General features: G+C 52.5%; 16 protein-coding genes. 9 read left to right on the top strand and 7 right to left on the bottom strand.

From position 1 onward, the window contains the following. Positions 1-336: 336 nt before the first annotated feature. Both AWR27_RS12485 and AWR27_RS12480 read left to right on the top strand, forming a co-directional pair. Positions 337-759: a hypothetical protein gene (locus AWR27_RS12485; protein WP_077131475.1), complete on the top strand. Its 423-nt coding sequence runs from the start codon at positions 337-339 to the stop codon at positions 757-759. Between the two features lie 2 nt (positions 760-761). Continuing rightward, on the top strand, positions 762-1,196 hold the full coding sequence (locus tag AWR27_RS12480; RefSeq protein WP_077131474.1) for a hypothetical protein: 435 nt from the start codon (positions 762-764) through the stop codon (positions 1,194-1,196). A gap of 396 nt (positions 1,197-1,592) precedes the next feature. On the opposite strand, the gene AWR27_RS12475 is transcribed toward AWR27_RS12480, so the two are convergent. Continuing rightward, entirely contained in the window at positions 1,593-3,185 is a 1,593-nt protein-coding gene (locus AWR27_RS12475) for an aldehyde dehydrogenase (NADP(+)) (protein ID WP_077131473.1), read from the bottom strand. Positions 3,186-3,253: 68 nt separating this feature from the next. Next, the gene (locus AWR27_RS12470) at positions 3,254-4,186 is read right to left on the bottom strand and encodes a sugar phosphate isomerase/epimerase family protein (RefSeq protein ID WP_077131472.1); all 933 of its coding nucleotides are present in this window, start codon (positions 4,184-4,186) and stop codon (positions 3,254-3,256) included. Positions 4,187-4,308: 122 nt separating this feature from the next. On the opposite strand from AWR27_RS12470, the gene AWR27_RS12465 reads away from it, so the two are divergent. From AWR27_RS12465 to AWR27_RS12450, 4 genes are all read left to right on the top strand, one after another. Next, complete coding sequence (locus AWR27_RS12465) at positions 4,309-5,256, top strand: threonine ammonia-lyase (protein WP_077131471.1); 948 nt, start codon at positions 4,309-4,311, stop codon at positions 5,254-5,256. Continuing rightward, positions 5,256-5,663, top strand: coding sequence for a GNAT family N-acetyltransferase (locus AWR27_RS12460; protein WP_077131470.1), 408 nt, complete (start codon positions 5,256-5,258; stop codon positions 5,661-5,663). The genes AWR27_RS12465 and AWR27_RS12460 overlap by 1 nt, the downstream gene beginning before the upstream one ends. Before the next feature lie 25 nt (positions 5,664-5,688). Then, positions 5,689-6,036 (top strand): DUF3471 domain-containing protein, encoded by a 348-nt coding sequence (locus AWR27_RS12455; protein ID WP_077131469.1) that lies wholly within the window; start codon positions 5,689-5,691, stop codon positions 6,034-6,036. A 282-nt stretch (positions 6,037-6,318) separates the two neighbouring features. Continuing rightward, the gene (locus AWR27_RS12450) at positions 6,319-7,623 is read left to right on the top strand and encodes a PQQ-dependent sugar dehydrogenase (RefSeq protein WP_077131468.1); all 1,305 of its coding nucleotides are present in this window, start codon (positions 6,319-6,321) and stop codon (positions 7,621-7,623) included. Positions 7,624-7,659: 36 nt separating this feature from the next. On the opposite strand, the gene AWR27_RS12445 is transcribed toward AWR27_RS12450, so the two are convergent. Both AWR27_RS12445 and AWR27_RS12440 read right to left on the bottom strand, forming a co-directional pair. After that, on the bottom strand, positions 7,660-9,135 hold the full coding sequence (locus AWR27_RS12445; RefSeq protein ID WP_077131467.1) for a hypothetical protein: 1,476 nt from the start codon (positions 9,133-9,135) through the stop codon (positions 7,660-7,662). Next, positions 9,125-9,733 (bottom strand): RNA polymerase sigma factor, encoded by a 609-nt coding sequence (locus tag AWR27_RS12440; protein WP_077131466.1) that lies wholly within the window; start codon positions 9,731-9,733, stop codon positions 9,125-9,127. Before AWR27_RS12440 ends, AWR27_RS12445 begins: the two co-directional genes overlap by 11 nt. A gap of 164 nt (positions 9,734-9,897) precedes the next feature. On the opposite strand from AWR27_RS12440, the gene AWR27_RS12435 reads away from it, so the two are divergent. Continuing rightward, complete coding sequence (locus tag AWR27_RS12435; protein ID WP_077131465.1) at positions 9,898-10,611, top strand: hypothetical protein; 714 nt, start codon at positions 9,898-9,900, stop codon at positions 10,609-10,611. A gap of 12 nt (positions 10,612-10,623) precedes the next feature. Here the strand turns inward: AWR27_RS12435 and AWR27_RS12430 are convergent, their stop codons facing one another. The 3 genes from AWR27_RS12430 to AWR27_RS12420 all read right to left on the bottom strand — a co-directional run bounded on the left by AWR27_RS12430 (position 10,624) and on the right by AWR27_RS12420 (position 15,945). Continuing rightward, positions 10,624-13,755 carry an efflux RND transporter permease subunit gene (locus tag AWR27_RS12430; RefSeq protein ID WP_077131464.1) on the bottom strand — a complete coding sequence of 1,044 codons (3,132 nt, stop codon included), beginning with the start codon at positions 13,753-13,755 and terminating at the stop codon, positions 10,624-10,626. Positions 13,756-13,861: 106 nt separating this feature from the next. After that, positions 13,862-14,995, bottom strand: coding sequence for an efflux RND transporter periplasmic adaptor subunit (locus AWR27_RS12425; RefSeq protein WP_077131463.1), 1,134 nt, complete (start codon positions 14,993-14,995; stop codon positions 13,862-13,864). Positions 14,996-15,255: 260 nt separating this feature from the next. Continuing rightward, positions 15,256-15,945 (bottom strand): TetR/AcrR family transcriptional regulator, encoded by a 690-nt coding sequence (locus AWR27_RS12420; RefSeq protein ID WP_077131462.1) that lies wholly within the window; start codon positions 15,943-15,945, stop codon positions 15,256-15,258. Positions 15,946-16,124: 179 nt separating this feature from the next. Between AWR27_RS12420 and AWR27_RS12415 the strand changes: the two genes are divergently transcribed. Together AWR27_RS12415 and AWR27_RS12410 are read left to right on the top strand one after the other, a co-directional pair. Continuing rightward, entirely contained in the window at positions 16,125-16,916 is a 792-nt protein-coding gene (locus tag AWR27_RS12415; protein ID WP_157579200.1) for a hypothetical protein, read from the top strand. 19 nt (positions 16,917-16,935) lie between these two features. Beyond that, entirely contained in the window at positions 16,936-17,946 is a 1,011-nt protein-coding gene (locus AWR27_RS12410; RefSeq protein WP_077131460.1) for an ATP-binding cassette domain-containing protein, read from the top strand. The last annotated feature ends 29 nt before the right edge of the window (positions 17,947-17,975 follow it).

Here is a 17,975-nt window from a genome sequence, read left to right as displayed (position 1 = left end):
GGTGTTCGCAGTGTCGCCCGAAACGCTGAAATGGGAGTATAGAGCTGCCCAATCGGGACATGCGGCCTGTCATACGAAAGCCCGGCTTAGACGAACACCAACGCCCCCATGTGGTGATGGCGACCGAAGGAAGCCTTTACACACATGGACGTGTTGGGAGCCTCAACTCCGACCTATCGGCCTGCAACCTGTCGAACGAGAGGTGGCAGCGCGGAGCGAAAAGCTGTACCTGTTTCGTTGCTAAAATTTTTAAACGAAGTTCCGAAAATTTGCGTTACTTTGTAACAGGCAGTCGTAGAACACCCGTAACAAAGTAACGCAAATTTTAATTGAGAGATGGTTGCTATAGAAGAAACGATTTGTGAAGTTTTTCAAGAAAACGAAGCCGTTTCAAAGCGAAGCAGCGAAAGGATAGCAATTGGTTCAGACGAATACTTTGACTTAGCCAATGAATTATCTGCTGATTTCAACGACTTCACTGCCAAATTTAGTGACTTAAACGAAAAGTTGATACTTGAACTCAACTTAAATAGTAATTCTGTATATAACGCACTTCCATCGCTAAAGAGTTTGCTTAATGCTGTGACTAAAACACGGATTAAATTAGAGAAAAGTGCATTTGCCCCTGCAATGGGTGTTGCAATCCGGTCTTACAGCGAGCAAGTGGCGCAACTGAAAGAAATTATTTCAGATACAATCAACGTTCATGTAACTTATAAAGCTAATTCAAATTTGCTATCACTCTTTAGTCGTCTTTAGATTTGATTGTAAGTTCTACAAAAAAGTTTCGTGATGCTTTAAGGCAACTCTACAAGAAACCCAAGCATAATTATATTTCATGTAAGGTTGATATTTGCAATGAGTTGGACGGCAAGGATGTCACTACTCTGACTAAAAGCAACGTTCAGTTGCTAAAAAATGAAACGCGTTATGCTCTAAAGATTAGGGTGGCTCATTCAAGTTTAAAGCTGAGTAAAAGCAACGGATTCAGACTCATTGCATTTGCCGATACTCAGACAGATGAAATCTGTCTCCTATATGTTTATCCCAAAAGAGGGCCACTGCAAACCTTGGATATAGGCGACAATTTTTTAGTTTCATTACTCCAAGAATACGAAGAAGAGAGAGGGGCAAATACATTGGTTAAAATGGACATTCATAACGAACTGACCGAGATAGAACCCTCTGACCAATAACAATAAAGTCTGCCACTTACGCAAGTGCGGCTGGTCAACCGGAAGCCGAAACACGGAAAAAGGCCCCAAACTCACGTAAGTGCTATTTGTCAGCCGAGGCACCCCAACAGACCGCCCGACAGCTCCAGCGGCCAGCAACCTGTCGCGCGAAACCCGGAAATGAACGCTCACGGATGGCGACCGCCCAACGTATTATTGTACGCAATAACGCTTAATGTTAAACGATTGGTAATCACATATTTGACATTAAGCGTTGAATCATTAGTCTGTATTTCAATAATTGCAAAGTACGCGTGTTGAGCCGATGCACAAGTATACACATTCTAACGGTTCCAAGTAAATAGATAGGCGACAAATGCTGTTGCACATGTGTACTTCGCTTATGAATTCACCAGCCTATTTCGTCATCACTCCGTCCACATTTCGCCAGATGCCGAGGGGGTTGGCATTCTGCAAAGCTAATGGCAATAGCTCGTCGGGGAAACTTTGATAGGTGATGGGCCGCACCCAGCGCAGAATAGCCGCCGTGCCAACGGAGGTAGTGCGGCTGTCGGTGGTGGCCGGGAAGGGGCCGCCGTGGGTCATGGCTTCGGCCACTTCTACGCCCGTTGGGAAGCCGCCAAACAGTACGCGACCAGCTTTGTTCTGCAACAGGTCAATCCAGTTGTAAGCCGATGGGCGCAGTTCGTCGGGCGTGGCGTAAAGCGTGGCCGTAAGCTGCCCCTCCAGCGACGCGATGCATTCGGCCAGTTCGCTTTCATCCTGGCAAACCACGATCAATGAACTGGGACCGAAGATTTCCTGACTCAGTTCGTCATTACTCAGATAAAGCGGGGTTGTGGTGGTCAGCACGGCGGGCCGGCCTTCGGTGCGGGTTGGGTCGGCGTCGGTGTCGGCTTCGGCCAGCAGGTGAACGCCTGGCATAACCCGAATGTGCTGAACGCCTTTTTGATAGGCCGAACAAATGCCCGCGTTGAGCATCGTAGCCGGAGCCGACGCCCGTATTTTCTCGGCCACGGTCTCCAGAAACGCTTCGGTTTGGTCTGACTCCAGCAAAAACACCAGACCAGGATTGGTACAAAACTGCCCAACGCCGAGCGTAATCGAAGCCGCCAAACCAGCCGCTACCTTTGGCGCATTGTCGGCAATGGCTCCGGGCAGAATCACTACCGGATTTACCGCGCTCATTTCAGCGTATACCGGAATCGGTTCGGGCCGTTCCTGCGCCACGCGCAACAAAGCCAGTCCACCCCGGCGCGACCCCGTAAAGCCTGCCGCTTTGATGGCCGGATGCGCTACCAAACTCTGCGCCACTTCATTGTCGGCGTGGAGCAGCGAAAAAACGCCATCGGGCATCCCCGTTTTTTCTGCCGCCCGCGCAATGGCTACCCCCACCAGCGACGACGTGCCGGGGTGCGACGGGTGCGCCTTGCACACCACCGGACAGCCAGCGGCCAGTGCCGAAGCCGTATCGCCCCCGGCCACCGAAAACGCCAGCGGAAAATTACTCGCGCCAAACACCACCACCGGGCCGAGTGGCACCAGCATCCGGCGCAAATCGGGGCGGGGCAAAGGCTGCCGGTCGGGCAGGGCCGGGTTGATGCGGGCATCGACCCACGAGCCTTCGCGCAACAGATTGGCAAACAGCCGCAGTTGCCCCGTAGTGCGGCCCCGTTCGCCCGTCAGGCGGGCCGTGGGCAGGCCGCTTTCCAGCACGGCGCGGTCAATGAGCGCGTCGCCGAGCGCGTCGATTTCAGCGGCAATGGCGTCAATAAAAGTCGCGCGTTCGTGCGGGTGCAGTCGGCTGTATGGCCCAAAGGCAGCAGCCGCTTTTTCAACGGCCAGATCAGCCTGTTCGGGCGTTACGTTGGTAAACTCATCGGCCAGTGTTTCACCCTGCGCGGGGGCAAATGCCTGAAACACGTCATTGTCACCAGTAACTGCGTCGTTGCCAATAAAATTAGCGGTAAGGAGTTGAGTCGTTTGCATGAAGTAACGCGGATGGGAACCCGCATTCGTTAGTTTGGTACCATGCGGATTTCCACCCGCGTTACTGTTTAGACCGTAACGCCAACCCGTTCGAGCAGGGCTTTTGTTTTGCGGATGCCCGTGCGTTCGTCGTCTTTATCGCCTTCGTATTCGATGCCGACGATGCCTTTAAAGCCGCTGTCTTTCACGATTTTCATGATGCGGCTGTAGTCGGTTTCGATGCAGTTGCCCTGCGCGTCGAAATCGTAGCTTTTGGCCGAAACGCCTTTGGCAAAGGGCATTAGCTCCTGCGTACCCTGATAGCGGTCGTACTGGTCTTCGCAGATTTTCCAGTCGGTGCTGTTGCGCTTGATGCAGAAGTTGCCGAAGTCGGGCAGCGTTCCCACGTTCTTCATGCCTACCTGTTTCATGACCGTTGCCAGCCATTGCCCGTTGGATGAATAGCCGCCGTGGTTTTCGACAATGATGTTGATACCAACGGGTTTGGCAAACTCGCCCAGCTTGCCCAGACCGTCGATGGCGGCTTTCTGCACCTCTTCGGCGGTGCCTTGTCCGTAGGCATTTACACGAATGGTTTTGCAGCCGAGGTATTTGGCGCATTCAACCCATTTTTTGTGGTTATCGACCGCCTGACTGCGTTTGGCCGCGTCGAGTTCGGCCAGCCCGCCCTCACCGTCGATCATGATGAGGTGGTTGCTCACGCCGTTGTCTTTGCAGCGGGCCAGCAAGTCGTTCAGGTACGTTTTATCTTCGGCTTTGTCTTTGAAAAACGTGCTGACGTATTCCACGATGCTGATATCGAACTCTTTGCGGGCAAGGCCGGGGAAATCGAGGTTCGTTATCTTTTTGGCAAACAGTTCTTTATGGAGCGACCACTCGGCCAGCGAAATGTCGAAGAACATTTTTTTCTTCGCCGGAGCGGCAAAGGCATCGGGCAGAAAGGCCAGCCCGGCAGCGGCTCCGGTAATCTGTGCAATAAATAAACGGCGGTTGAGTGTCATACCCAAAAAAGGTTTAGCGGTTTCTAAGGCTCAAAGTTCATCGTTCGATAGTCATTGGTCAAGGTTTTTGGACAATAAACTTTGAATGGTAAACTTTGAACCCTGACCAATGAACACAAAGCATGATTTCGCTCGAATCTATCCGCGACGCCCACGACCGCATTCGGCCTTACATCCACCGAACGCCCGTGCTGACCAATCATACCTTAAACCAACGCGCCGGGGCCGACCTGTATTTCAAATGCGAGAACTTTCAGAAAATCGGGGCATTCAAGGCGCGGGGTGGTGTGAATGCTGTGTTGCAGGTGGCCCAAAACCGTGAAGGAACGGCCATCACCACGCATTCGTCGGGCAACCATGCACAGGCGGTGGCCTATGCGGCCCGGCAGGTGGGTATGCCCGCCTACATCGTAATGCCGCGTACAGCCCCGCAGGTGAAAAAAGATGCCGTGCGTGATTACGGTGCCGAAGTGATTGAGTGTGAGCCAACGCTCGAAGCCCGCGAACAGGGTGTGCGCGACGTGATCGCCCAAACGGGGGCCGTGCTGGTACATCCGTTCGATGATGAGCGCGTGATTGCCGGGCAGGCTACAGCCGCCAAAGAATTAATTGAAGACATTGGAACCGATGCACCGTTGGATACGATTTTGGCCCCCGTGGGTGGGGGAGGACTGTTGAGCGGCACGGCCCTCATAGCTCATTATCTCTCGCCCATAACGCGCGTCGTAGCGGGCGAACCCGAAGGTGCGGCTGATGCTGTGCTGTCGTTTCGGAGCGGGCAGGTCGAAAAAGCACCGTTTGTAGATACCATTGCCGATGGCCTGCTAACCACCCTCAGCGACCGAACATTGAGCATCATCCGTCAGCACGTTACCGATATTCTGACCGTGTCTGATCCCGAAATCATCGCGGCCATGCGGCTGATCTGGGAGCGTATGAAAATCATTGTCGAACCTTCCTGCGCCGTGCCGTTGGCCGTTGTTTTGAAACACCCGGATCGCTTCGCAGGGCAAAAAATCGGTATTATTTTAACCGGCGGAAATGTTGATTTGGGAAAACTGCCATTCTGATGATAACGATTCGACCCATCGCGCCCGAACAGACGTACCCGCTCCGCCACGCCGTGCTGTGGCCAGACAAGCCGTTCGATTATGTAAAAGTGGAGAATGATGCCGAGGGACATCACTACGGCGCGTTTCAGGCCGACGAATTAGTGGCTGTCATCTCGCTGTTTGTCGAGGGAAACGTTGCCCGCTTTCGGAAGTTTGCCGCCCGGCCCGACCGGCAGCGGCAGGGTATCGGTACACAGTTGATGAACCACGTCATTGCCGAAGCCCGGCGGCTGGGTGCCTCTACGCTCTGGTGCGACGCCCGGCTCGACGCGGCTGACTTTTACCGACGATTCGGCATGGAAGCCGTCAGCGAAGTTTTTTATAAAGGGCCAATCCCGTATGCCCAATTTTCTGTAACCTTGTAATCAGACAAACCAAGCCAACCAATCGATGAAAACAATACTATTCTGCCTGACGCTGCTGTTCGCCGTATCTGCTGCTGCTCAGGCGCAGACAACCGCCACTACCGATTCGCTCAGTGCCTACGCTGGCTCATATACGTTTAGCAGCGGTAGCCCAATAAACAAATTTGCGGTCACGGCTGAGAAGGGCGAGTTATTTGGCGAAGCCGATAGCTACGGCAAAAACAAATTAGTCAAGCAGCCCAAAGCCGATATGTATCAATCGACCAGTTCATACGGTTCTATCATCACGTTTATTCGCGACGCAGCCACAAAAGCCGTTACGGGCCTCACGCTGACCATTCAGGGTACGGAATTATCGGCGAAGAAAGAGTAGTTAAAACCGGGTAGAGGGAATAATGGTTAATAGAGACGAGTGTCGTTACTTCCGATAGTGGCGCATTCGTTTCTGTTAACCATTCTTGATTTAATACAAAATTGAATCAGGTGTAGCGGATGGCTGACGCGGTGAGACGCAAAGGGTTTGCTGGCTGGCGCGGGTGAGACGCAAAGGGTTGCGTCTCTACGCCGGATGGTCGATTGTAGAGACGCAACCCTTTGCGTCTCACCCGCGTCAGCCATGTGGCAATTAAAATCAAATTAGTATAAACACAACGTTATGAGAGCAAGTCCCTTCTTTTGTTTAGCTCTGGTTGCTACGCTGCTGGCCTGTGGTCAGAAAAAAGACGAAAATGCGACGGGTGCTTCGGTGCAAACAACGGCCCAGCCGCTCGAACTGCCTGCGCCCTATGCCACGAAATCATCGACAAAGTTCAGCAAGGTTGTTGGCTGGCCCGATGGTAAAACGCCCCAGGCTCCGGCGGGCTTTAGCGTGACCGAATACGCCCGTGATCTGGAAAGCCCGCGCTGGATTTACGTGGCTCCCAACGGCGACGTGTTTGTGGCTGAGTCGAATACCGAGCGCAAAGGTGTTAAAAAAGTAGTGAGTGCCGTAACGGGCCGCAACAAATCGGAGCGGTCGGGCGAAAGCGCAAACCGCATCACCCTTCTGCGCGATACCAACAACGACGGCAAACCCGACCAGCGCGAAACGTTTCTGACCGGACTGAATCAGCCATTCGGGATGCTCGTACTGGGCAATAACTTTTACGTTGCTAACACCGACGCGCTGCTCATGTTTCCGTACAAGGCCGGGCAAACCAAAATGACATCGGCAGGGAAGAAAATTCTGGATCTGCCCGCCGGTGGATATAATAATCACTGGACGCGCAACCTGCTTGCCAGCCCCGATGGGAAGAAAATCTATGTATCGGTAGGGTCGGGCAGCAACGTGGGCGAGAACGGTATGGAACACGAAGTGCGCCGGGCCTGTATTCTCGAAATCAACCCCGACGGCACCGGCGAACGCATCTATGCCAGCGGCCTGCGCAACCCTGTGGGCATGGATTGGCACCCCGGAACCCAGACATTGTACACGGCTGTGAATGAGCGCGATGAGCTGGGCGATGACCTCGTGCCCGATTACCTGACGAGCGTAAAATCAGGTGCATTTTACGGTTGGCCGTACAGTTATTTCGGGCCGAACGAAGACCCGCGCCGGAAGGGAGAACGCCCTGATTTGGTCAAAAAGGCAGTAATGCCTGATGTGCCGCTGGGCGCGCATACGGCTTCGCTGGGACTGGCGTTTTATGACAGCAAAACCTTCCCGGAGAAGTACCGAAATGGCGCATTTATTGGGCAGCACGGCTCCTGGAATCGTTCCGAATTTTCGGGATACAAAGTCGTTTTCGTGCCGTTCAGCGATGGCAAACCGGGTAAACCCGAAGATTTCCTGACGGGCTTTGTGGCAGGTCAGGATAAAGACGTACATGGCCGACCCGTGGGCGTAACAGTGGCTTCCGATGGCTCAATGCTCGTAGCCGATGATGCTGCCGGTCGCATCTGGCGCGTGTCGGCTCAATAGCAACTATGCCACTCCGTGCAGGGGTGGCATAGTTTTTTAAAACACATACATGACCCGAAGCCGCGCACCTAATGCCGTGCTGGCTTCCCACCGGGGAGTGGTTTTGAGCGGTACAGTGAGTAGTGGCCCGCCCTGAGCAGCCCAATGGCCGCGCTGCCACTCCAGATTGGTTCCGACCGTGTAATTGTTCATTAGTTCAACCGGGCGATTGTCGCTGAAACGAGCTTCATCAAACTTGTTGAATGCCTCGCGGTAATAGAATGACACGGTTTCGCGATTGCTTAGGCTGATATAGGTGCCGATGTTGGGCGCAATAGCCACCGACCGACTTAGCGGCACCCGGTACGACAACGTTATCGGAATCTGCAATTGTACCTGCCGCACATCGATGTTGAGTACTTCGCGCCGGGGGTCGAGACCACGGGCGAATTCGCGCCGAAAATCGCGTCTGGTTTGGGTATTGAACTCAAAATCAGTCAGAAAGCGGCCCATAAGCTGGTTGCTTCGAACTAATCCTAAGCCGATTACCCAGTTTTTGCCGATAACCAATTCACCAACAGCACCCACTGACCAGGCCAAGCGGTTTATGTCGGACGCTACGCCCAATCGGAACTGAACAGGCGTCTTTACGGGCTGGCTCTCAGGCGCGGTTTGATTTTCACGGATCGTAGCTGCCACGGCCTGCTCCCGAATCGGCCTGGCCCGGCGGTTCAGTGCTTTACCCCAATCAACCGATTCGGGTAGCATCACTTTACTGGCAAGCGCATTGATCTGGATCGCTTCCGTAGCTGGCTCAGTTGGCGGCTCGGCACGTATGATCTGACTATTGCCTTCCGAAGTAGCTACGTTCGGCGGATTGCCGGAAACAGTCTCGGTCTGTCGAACGGATGGGGCAATCCGGGAGATATTGTCACTCGGCAGCGTCTGATTGTTCTGGGCGGGTAATGTTACTGGATTGGTCTGACGGGATGTATTGTTTTTTTCATAGGCCACTGTAGGTCTCGAAAGGGTTGAGTTAGAAGAGGGTTTTGCAGTAACAGACTGACCCGATGAACGACCGGTGGGCATTGCCGGGACTTCGGTTCGGACATACAGTTCAGCCACCGACTCCGGGCGTTGTGTTACTGCGTCGGGCGTACTATTCGCCGAATTCGACGACAGCGGCACATACCGGGTGATGTACACCGTATCGACCTGCGAAGGCGAAGCAGGGCGCGACGAAGCCGTTGTTTTCGGCTGGTTCAACGCCTGCACTGACCGACGCAACTCCTTGATTTGCTGGCGTTGCCATACGTTATGTGCAAACAGAACTACCGTACTGATCATGGCAGCCGCCAGCCAGGCTGTTCTATTTGCCCACAATGGCCTGACAACGGGTTCGGCCATACCGTTGGTCTGCAACTGGGCTTGCTGAAGTGTGGCCTGCATCCGCGCCCAGTCCCGCTCGGTATAGTCGGGCCGGATGCTTTCCAGTTTTCGCCGGATGCTATCGCCAAAACGATCAATATTCATAATAGCGTGGGGCCTCAGGGCCGTTCTTGAGTAGATAGGTGTCCGTTTGTTTGATGAGTACCTGCAATTTTTGCCGGGCGCGGGCATAGTTTGAGCGCACCGTAGCTTCATTGAGTTCGAGCAGTTCGGCTATTTCGTGCAGGCTGTAGCCATCTACCACGTGCATCATAAACACGGTTCGGTAGGTTGGTGTTAGCTGCTGCACCAACGCCAGAATTTCTTCGGCGGCTATCGCATCAACTACGCTTTCATTAAACGCTACCTGTTCGCCCGTTTCGAGCGATGAGGTTTGCTGCTCGTGACGCTGGTTTTTGCGGTAGTGACTTATGGCCGTATTCACCAGAATGGTGCGCAGCCATGCTTTGAACGGTAAATTTTCGTCGTAGTTATTGAGGTTTTGAAACGCTTTTAAAAATCCTTCATTCAGCACGTCTTCGGCCTCTTCAACGCTGGCCGTATAGCGCAGACAGATGCTTTTGGCATACCCGAAAAATTGTTTGAAAAGCGTTCGCTGCGCACGCGGGTCGTTGGCCCGGCAAGCGCGAATAACGCCGGGCAGGTCGGTTTCCGAGAAGGAGGGAGACTTTCTGAATAGCAACGCTCGGTAGGTTTAGACCATAAGTAAATATAGTACGCAACTTGTTTCGCAAGTGTTGCACCGGGCGGGCTGGAAACGAAAAATTTTCGCCAATGTTGCCACGTTCCTAAAAAAAACGACGTAAAGAAAGATGACGGGCCTACTCACCTCGTCGGCGTGAAGGTATGAATGTATTAGTACTCGGCGATGGACATATTTTTGGCTACGGTTTGCCTGCCGGGCAGCGCAGCTATCTGGCGCATTTCGTTCAGCAAATGATGCGTACCGGGCAGTCGGTGTCGGTTGAAGCACAGCCGTATCTGACCATGCCGCAGGCCCTGTCGAGCTTGTCGACGCTGCCGTTACATCAATATGATCTGATTATTTTACAAACCGACGCTACGCTGCTGCAACCCGTAGTGCAGACCGCCCCTGTTCAGCAACCGTGTCAGCTTCTGCTCCCGGCTTTGTGGTCGTCACCTGTGCAAATACCGCGAAGCCGTTATCGATTCACTCAGCTACTGCATGGTTTGAAAACAGGCGTTCAGGCACTGTGGAGCCGCTACACAACTCCGCGCACACAAACGCTGTCGGTCCTGTTGAAGCGGCTGCGTCCGTACCGGTGTACGGTGTTGCTGATGACACCTATGCCCGCCAGCACCCGGCTGAGCCGATGGCAACAACGTCAATGTCGAACTGCCCTGTTGCGCCGGGCGGGCAATCAGGCGTTCAGCGTTTTCGACGTTAATTCGGTAATTCAACCCCGCGACGAATATTTTCAGACGCAACACCCCGCCCAACTCAATGCTGTGGGCCACGAACTGCTGGGCCGCGCACTTTTCGATTTCTACCAGTCGGCCCCAACCATTATCACCGTGCAGGCCATTCGGCGGGGGTAACTAAGATCGGCTCTATACCCGTACTTCCATTTCTTCGGGCTTCGTCGTGTCGCCGGTTGGGCGGCCTTCGGGTTGGGGCGAGGGGCGTTTTTCAACGTCTTTTCGGCGGCTCAGGTACGTGTAAATTACCGGCACGACGTAGAGCGTCAGCACGAGTGAGAACAGTAATCCGCCTACGATGACGATACCAAGCGGAATCCGGCTTTTCGAGGCCGAACCCAGCGCGAGAGCCAGTGGCAGCGCACCAAAGGCGGCTACGAGCGTGGTCATCAAGATTGGGCGAAGGCGCATGGCGGCAGCTTCACGCACAGCGTCAAACTTGTTTTTACCCAGCAGTCGCTGTTCGTTGGCAAATTCAACGATCAGAATCCCGTTTTTCGTGACTAAGCCCACCAGCATAATGATACCAATCTGGCTGAAAATGTTCAGCGTCTGGTTGAACATCCAGAGCGAGAACACAGCCCCGGCCAACGCCAGCGGTACGGTAATCATGATGATAAAGGGATCAACGAACGAATCGAATTGCGCGGCCAGTACCAAATACACTAAAATCAGGGCCAGTCCGAAGGCAAACAGCGTGTTGGAAGAACTTTCGGCGTAGTCGCGTGAGGGGCCGGAGAGGGCCGTCTGGAAACTTTCGTCTAACGTGCGGGCAGCAATGGCCTGCATCGCCGTTACGCCATCGCCAATGGTTTTGCCGGGAGCCAGCCCCGCCGACACCGTTGCCGATTTGAAGCGATTGTAGTGGAAAACCTGCGGGGGGCTGCTCACCTCCGAAAATTTTACGAGGTTATCCAACTGAATCAGTTCGCCCTGATTCGAGCGCACGTAGAACGACGCCAGATCAACAGGAGCGTCGCGGTCGGCGCGGTCGACCTGCCCAATTACCTGATACTGCTTGCCGTTCATCAGGAAGTAGGCCAGCCGCCGGTTGCTCAGCGCAAGTTGCAGCGTCTGTGCCACGTCCTGCACCGATATGCCGAGGTTGGTAGCTTTTTCCCGGTCGATGGTGATGTTCAGTTCAGGTTTATTGAATTTCAGATCAACGTCTGAGTTCTGGAAGGTGGGGTCTTTCTGCACCTCTTCCAGAAACGTGGGTAATTTCTCGCGCAACTTCTCGAAGTTCAGGTTCTGAATCACGAACTGCACGGGCAAACCACCGCCCCGGCCTACCTGAATGGTCTGATCCTGGGTAGCGAAGATGCGGGCTTCGTTAAATTTCCGCATGTTCTTGTTCAGGTAATCGACAATCATTTGCTGCGACCGTGTCCGCTCCGACGGGTCGCTCATGTTTACGATTACAAACGAACTATTCACGGCTCCTGACCCTGTAAAACCCGGTGCTACTACACTGAAGGCCAGTTTAGTTTCAGGAACAGAATCGAGTACGAACTGCATCACCCGGTCGGTCAGGCCAGCCTGTGCTTCGTAGCTTGTACCTTCGGGCGAGGTAATGACCAGACGTGTTCGGCTACGGTCTTCGAGCGGGGCCAGTTCTGACTTTAACAGGGATCCAACGCCAACGATCATAGCAATACAGGCACCAATCATTACCAGTGCCCAGACTCGTTTGCGCATGAAACCGCCGAGCGAATTGCGATACGAACGGTCGAGCCACTGAAAAAACGGTTCGGTTTTTTTGTAGAACCAACTCCCCTTGCCGTGGTCTTTCGAGGTTAGTTTCACGCTCAATACGGGCGTTAGCGTGAGCGAAACGAAGGCCGAAATCAGTACGGCACCAGCCACCACAATGCCAAACTCGCGGAATAGTCGCCCCACGAACCCTTCGAGGAAGATAATGGGCAGAAACACAATGGCGAGCGTAATCGACGTAGCCAGTACGGCAAAGAAAATCTCGTTCGAGCCTTCTTTAGCCGCCTGTTTGGTGTCCATGCCTTCTTCAATCTTCTTGAAGATGTTCTCTGTCACTACAATGCCGTCGTCTACCACAAGCCCGGTTGCCAGCACGATTCCCAGCAATGTCAGCACGTTGATACTAAAGTCGGCCATGTACATAATGAAGAACGCACCAATCAGCGACACCGGAATATCGATGAGCGGGCGGAAGGCAATAAGCCAGTCGCGGAAAAAGAAATAAATGACCAGCACAACCAGTATGAACGAAATAATGAGCGTTTCGCCCACTTCTTCGATGGCCCTCCGAATGAAGATAGACCGGTCGATGCCGACACCGGTAATAATATCGTCGGGGAGGTCTTTTTTGAGTTGATCGAATCGTTTGTAGAACTCATCGGCAATGCTCACGTAGTTGGCTCCCGGCTGCGGAATCAGCACCAAAATCACACCCACAGCCCCATTTTGCTTCGAGATGGTTTCTTCATTTTCGGCCCCCAGCGTGGCGTAACCAACGTTTTTAAACCGCACAATCTGGTTGCTGGTCTGGCGTAGAATAAGGTTGTTGAAGTCGTCTTCCGATACGAGCCGCCCCACCGCTTTCACGGTCAGCTCGGTAGCGTTGCCGTATACTTTACCGCCCGGCAGTTCCACGTTCTGTGCGTTCAGCGCATTCTGAATATCCTGGGTTGTCAGGCGGTAGGCCGACAATTTGATGGGGTCGATCCAGAGCCGCATGGCCTGACGTTTCAGCCCGTAAATATTTACCTGACTAACGCCCGGAATGGTTTGTACGCGTTCCTGCAACACGTTTTCGGCATAGTCCGAGAGTTGTGTGGCGTTGCGGGAAGTACTCTGAACGGTCATAAAAATGATGGGGTCCGAGTTGGCGTCGGCCTTTGTCACTACCGGGGGGGCATCAACGTCCTGCGGCAGCAGTCGCTGAGCCTGCGCCACCTTGTCGCGCACGTCGTTGGCGGCTCGTTCGAGATCGGCGTCGAGGTTAAACTCAACCGTGATGGTGCTCGCTCCCAGCGAACTGTTCGAGGAAATGGTACGGATGCCTTCTATACTATTCAGCGACTTCTCGATGGGTTCCGTAATCTGCGACTCGATAATATCAGGGTTAGCACCCGTGTAGTTGGTCCGCACCGTAATAACTGGCGGGTCGATGGCGGGGTATTCCCGAACGCCGAGAAATGTAAATCCGATAACGCCGAACAGCACAATCACGATAGACATCACCATCGCGAAAACGGGTCGGTTGAGACTAAGTTCGGGGAGAGACATTTGTTGAGTTATAAAGTTGTTGAGTTATAAGGTTGTAGAGTTTGAGTTCTGGAGTTCGCCTGATGAAAGCCAACTTTATAACTTTATAACTCTACAACTTTATAACTTAGTTACTGGCTATTTTTGGCCCACTGCCGGATAAAGTGATCACTCTGCCGATTTTCACCGGTGCGTCGGGTTTCAGGAATAATAGTCCGGTGGTAGCTACGGTATCGCCCACAGCGAGGCCCGACAAAATCTGAATCACCCCCGCTGTACGCAGCCCCGTTGTAACGTCTTTAAACTGCGCTTTCCCATTTTTCACCACAATCACCTGATTGGTACGGGTTTGGGGGATAACCGCCTGTGTGGGCACAACCAAACTCTGCTCATTCTGAATGGTGAGCGTGACGCGGGCAAACGTGCCGGGTCTGTATCCCAGCGACGTATTGTTGACCCGTGCCCGGATGCGCAGGTTGCGGGTTTGCTCTTCTACACCGGGTTCAATGGCATAGACCACGCCCTGACTTGGCTTAGCGGCTCCGTCAACTAAAAACGAAACGCTGCTGCCAGTGCGTACCGCCGGGCCGTATTTTTCTGGAATTGAAAAGTCAAGTTTAAGCGACGATGTTTGCTGTAGGCGGGCAATCAGCGTGTTGGGCGAAACAACCGCCCCTGAACTTACATTACGCAGACCAATAACACCCGCAAAAGGTGCGCGAATTTCGGTGCGCTGCAAATTGGCTTTGACCAACTCAATGTCGGCCAGCGACGACCGCAGGTTGGTCGTTACAATATCATATTCCTGTTGGCTGATACCACCCCGCGCCAGCAGTTGTTTGTTTCGTTCTTCGGTACGGCGGGCGTTATCAGCCTGCGCCTGTAGTTTGAGGAGTTGCGCCCGCAGGTCGGCATCGAATAGCTTCACCAGTAATGCGCCTTTGGCAACGGGCTGGCCTTCGCGAATGTTGAGTTGGGTGATGCGTGCCGAAATTTCTGGGTAAATGTCGACCTGCTCGGCAGCCAGCAGCGAACCACTGGCAACTACGTCTTCGCGCAGCCGCTGCGACACGACCACGAAGCCATTGACATTAGCCGGGCCACCACCACCCGGGCCCCCACCAGAACCTCCTTTGGCACCTTCACTTCGTGAACCGCCACCACCCGGTGTAGACCCTGGTGCGGGGTGTAATACTTTATTGTACACAATAATCCCCCCCACTACAAGAATGACGAGACCGATAGCAATCCACCTTTTCACAGAATAACGTTTTGCAGAATTTTATTTACTCACGAACTTTCGGAAACACAAGCGCACTTTACCAGGATACGTATCTGGTAAAGCGAAAAGAGTTCGTCTTTGTTCGTTTACTGCAAAACTATGACCGTCGACGATTATATTCTTCAGCAAATGCCCCCTCAACAGCAAATTTTGCGTTGGTTACGGGGCATTTTACTGACCTCGTCCGATGAGGTGCGCGAGGTGATTCGCTGGAATATTCCGTTGTACAGGAAGCCCTGCTACTCCACGAAAACCGGAGACTCTAATGACGAAAACAGCAGATGCCGCACAAAGTCGAAGAGTTTTTTCTCATCTTTCGGGTTGCCAAAATCGGTAAGTGAAGGCAGGTTATCCATGAAGAATGTTTGATAATGGGCCGTTTCAATGAGTGAACTGGCTCGCGAACGAGCATACGGATAATCGGGTCGATAGGCCAGAATGATGTCGGCAATGCGAGTACAAAGGTCTTTATAAGGTTTGAAGAGCTGCTGCCGGTTGTCTTCTGTAACGTGCCGGGTCAGGTAGGCTTTGCTGGCCTCGCGTACAACGATATTATGCAAGGCCCGCACGTCGATGTCGTCGCTCAGCGGCTGGTCGATGTCAGTGAGCAACAGCAGGTTCAGCAGTTTTTCTAACTTATCAGCCGGGTCGTTGAGGTTATTGGTCTGAAAAACCAACTGAAAATCAAGCCACTGCCAATACCAGGCAATCAGGTACACCAATAGCCGATGCTTATTTTCAAAATACCTGTAAATGCTGGCTTCCTTAGTACCCATGCGGTCGGCTAATTTTCTGAAGGTAGCTTCTTCAAAACCAACCTCATCAAATAATAAAATTCCCTGCCGAACGATGCGCCGTCCGAGATCAGACCCTTCGGGATCGCGCAGAAACAGCCGCTCATTCATGCGCACGTGTACCGAATATTCCATATGTCTGGCTTTGGAGTTTCTAATAATATTCTAATCCAATAGAAAAACCTTCTGTGAAGAAGGGTTGTTTCAAAAAAGGATAGTAAAACTATCAAACGTTAGCAACTTACTATCAAATTTATGAACAAACTAATTTTACTGTGGATATTTCAGGACTACCGCCAATAAGTACGCTTTCTGTGAAGTCAACTGCATGGATTTCGACGTGCATAGTAGCGAGTTTAGTCTTGTTGGCAGAAAACAAATCGTTAGGTCAATCGCTGATTGCGGGTATTCCGAGTGCCGATGTCGCCAAACGTGGGCACATCGAGTTCACGCACGAAAGCCAATGGGCGAGTCAAAACAGCAAACTGAAATGGAATAGTTTTAATTTTTTTACTTATGGCATTGCCAACCGTACCGAGTTAGCTGTTTCATTGGTGAATGTTGGTTCGCCAGGAACTGGTAATGTGGCTGCGGGCATTGGCTACAAAACGATTGTGCCACTTCGTAAAGGAGAAGACGTCGGAACGTTTCGCGAACGAAAGTTGTCGGTTGGACAGATGGTGTATGCCGCTGTTGGACCCGAAAAGAACACCAATCGTGATCGCGTTGGTGGCTGGATTTATAGTCATGTAAGCACGCGGCTGTGGCCTTCGCGCACCCGGCTAACGGGCGGGCTGAGCTACGGGTCATCGCATGTGTTTGGGTTTCGTACAACTAACCTGATTGGGTTAAATGGCTTGGTTGAACCAATGCAACAACGAGTTCCCTTGTCGCCTTTCACGTTCATCGGAGGTATCGAGCAACCCATTACGAAGCACGTTGGGCTGCTGGCCGACTGGATTTCGGGACGGCATGACATTGCTGCCCTGATTACAGGTGTACAGTTTACCATTGCGCATCAGGTGCTGATTCTGGCCTATAAACGGGCCAATGACCGCGTTAATGATACCGACGCGTTAGTGACTGAAGTAATGATTCATTTTTAACGTTTTATAGAAAAGATTCATGGCTGCTACAGCTTCCTCAGAACCAACACCAACACCGACTCAACGCTTGTTTCGGTTGTTGAGCAACGATAAAAAAGACATTGGGTATGTGTATCTTTACGCTATTGTAACGGGGCTGATTAGCCTGTCGTTGCCACTTGGAATTCAGGCCGTTTTCAACTTAGTGTCGGGCGGTTTGGTATTTAGTTCAGTCTATTTGCTGATTGGGCTGGTTATTCTGGGCGTACTCGTTACGGGCCTGTTGCTGGTTGGGCAAATTACCTTAGTCGAAATATTGCAGCAACGTATTTTTGCCAAAGCTGCTTTCGAGTTTACATACCGCCTGCCCCGCATCCGCCCCGATGCGTTTTCGGGCTATTACCCGCCCGAACTGATGAACCGTTTTTTCGACGTGCTGACCATTCAGAAGGGCTTGCCCAAACTACTGATCGATTTGACGGCTGCGGCAGTACAGATTATTTTCGGCATTATCCTGTTATCGGCCTACCATCCCGTATTTATCGGTTTTGGTGCCTTCACGATTTTAGTCATATACATGATTTGCCGTATTTATGGGCCGGGTGGTATCAAAACCAGTCTCAACGAATCGAAATATAAGTACAAAGTGGTAGCCTGGCTCGAAGACATGGCCCGCGACCTGTCGGTGTATCGGCACCATCAGGGGCATGACTCTGCCGATCTGCTCGAACCCATCGATAAAATGGATGAACTGGTAGCGGGGTACATCAATTACCGGAAGGCACACTTCAGTGTATTGAAACGCTTCTTTTACAGCGGTGTAGCCTTCAAAACACTTATTACGGGTGGTTTGCTCATTGTGGGCACATCGCTGGTGGTAGGTCGTGAGATGTCGTTGGGGCAGTTTGTAGCGGCTGAACTGATTATTGTTTTGATTACCAGTTCGGTCGATAAGTTGATCTCAGGGATAGATACGGTTTTTGACATGCTTACGGCGGTCGAGAAAATTGGCTACGTAACAGACATGCCACTGGAAATGAGTGATGAGTGATGAATGGCCTTTCACCCGTTAACACTCAT

Source organism: Spirosoma montaniterrae, from assembly GCF_001988955.1.
Classification (GTDB): Bacteria; Bacteroidota; Bacteroidia; order Cytophagales; family Spirosomataceae; genus Spirosoma; species Spirosoma montaniterrae.
This window is presented reverse-complemented; position numbering and strand designations above follow the sequence as displayed.

Coding starts and splice junctions, on each gene's coding strand:
- AWR27_RS12475 (WP_077131473.1), bottom strand. CDS start 3,185: ATGCAAACGACTCAACTCCTTACCGCTAATTTTATTGGCAACGACGCA.
- AWR27_RS12410 (WP_077131460.1), top strand. CDS start 16,936: ATGGCTGCTACAGCTTCCTCAGAACCAACACCAACACCGACTCAACGC.
- AWR27_RS12470 (WP_077131472.1), bottom strand. CDS start 4,186: ATGACACTCAACCGCCGTTTATTTATTGCACAGATTACCGGAGCCGCT.
- AWR27_RS12455 (WP_077131469.1), top strand. CDS start 5,689: ATGAAAACAATACTATTCTGCCTGACGCTGCTGTTCGCCGTATCTGCT.
- AWR27_RS12420 (WP_077131462.1), bottom strand. CDS start 15,945: ATGGAATATTCGGTACACGTGCGCATGAATGAGCGGCTGTTTCTGCGC.
- AWR27_RS12430 (WP_077131464.1), bottom strand. CDS start 13,755: ATGTCTCTCCCCGAACTTAGTCTCAACCGACCCGTTTTCGCGATGGTG.
- AWR27_RS12445 (WP_077131467.1), bottom strand. CDS start 9,135: ATGAATATTGATCGTTTTGGCGATAGCATCCGGCGAAAACTGGAAAGC.
- AWR27_RS12435 (WP_077131465.1), top strand. CDS start 9,898: ATGAATGTATTAGTACTCGGCGATGGACATATTTTTGGCTACGGTTTG.
- AWR27_RS12450 (WP_077131468.1), top strand. CDS start 6,319: ATGAGAGCAAGTCCCTTCTTTTGTTTAGCTCTGGTTGCTACGCTGCTG.
- AWR27_RS12485 (WP_077131475.1), top strand. CDS start 337: ATGGTTGCTATAGAAGAAACGATTTGTGAAGTTTTTCAAGAAAACGAA.
- AWR27_RS12460 (WP_077131470.1), top strand. CDS start 5,256: ATGATAACGATTCGACCCATCGCGCCCGAACAGACGTACCCGCTCCGC.
- AWR27_RS12465 (WP_077131471.1), top strand. CDS start 4,309: ATGATTTCGCTCGAATCTATCCGCGACGCCCACGACCGCATTCGGCCT.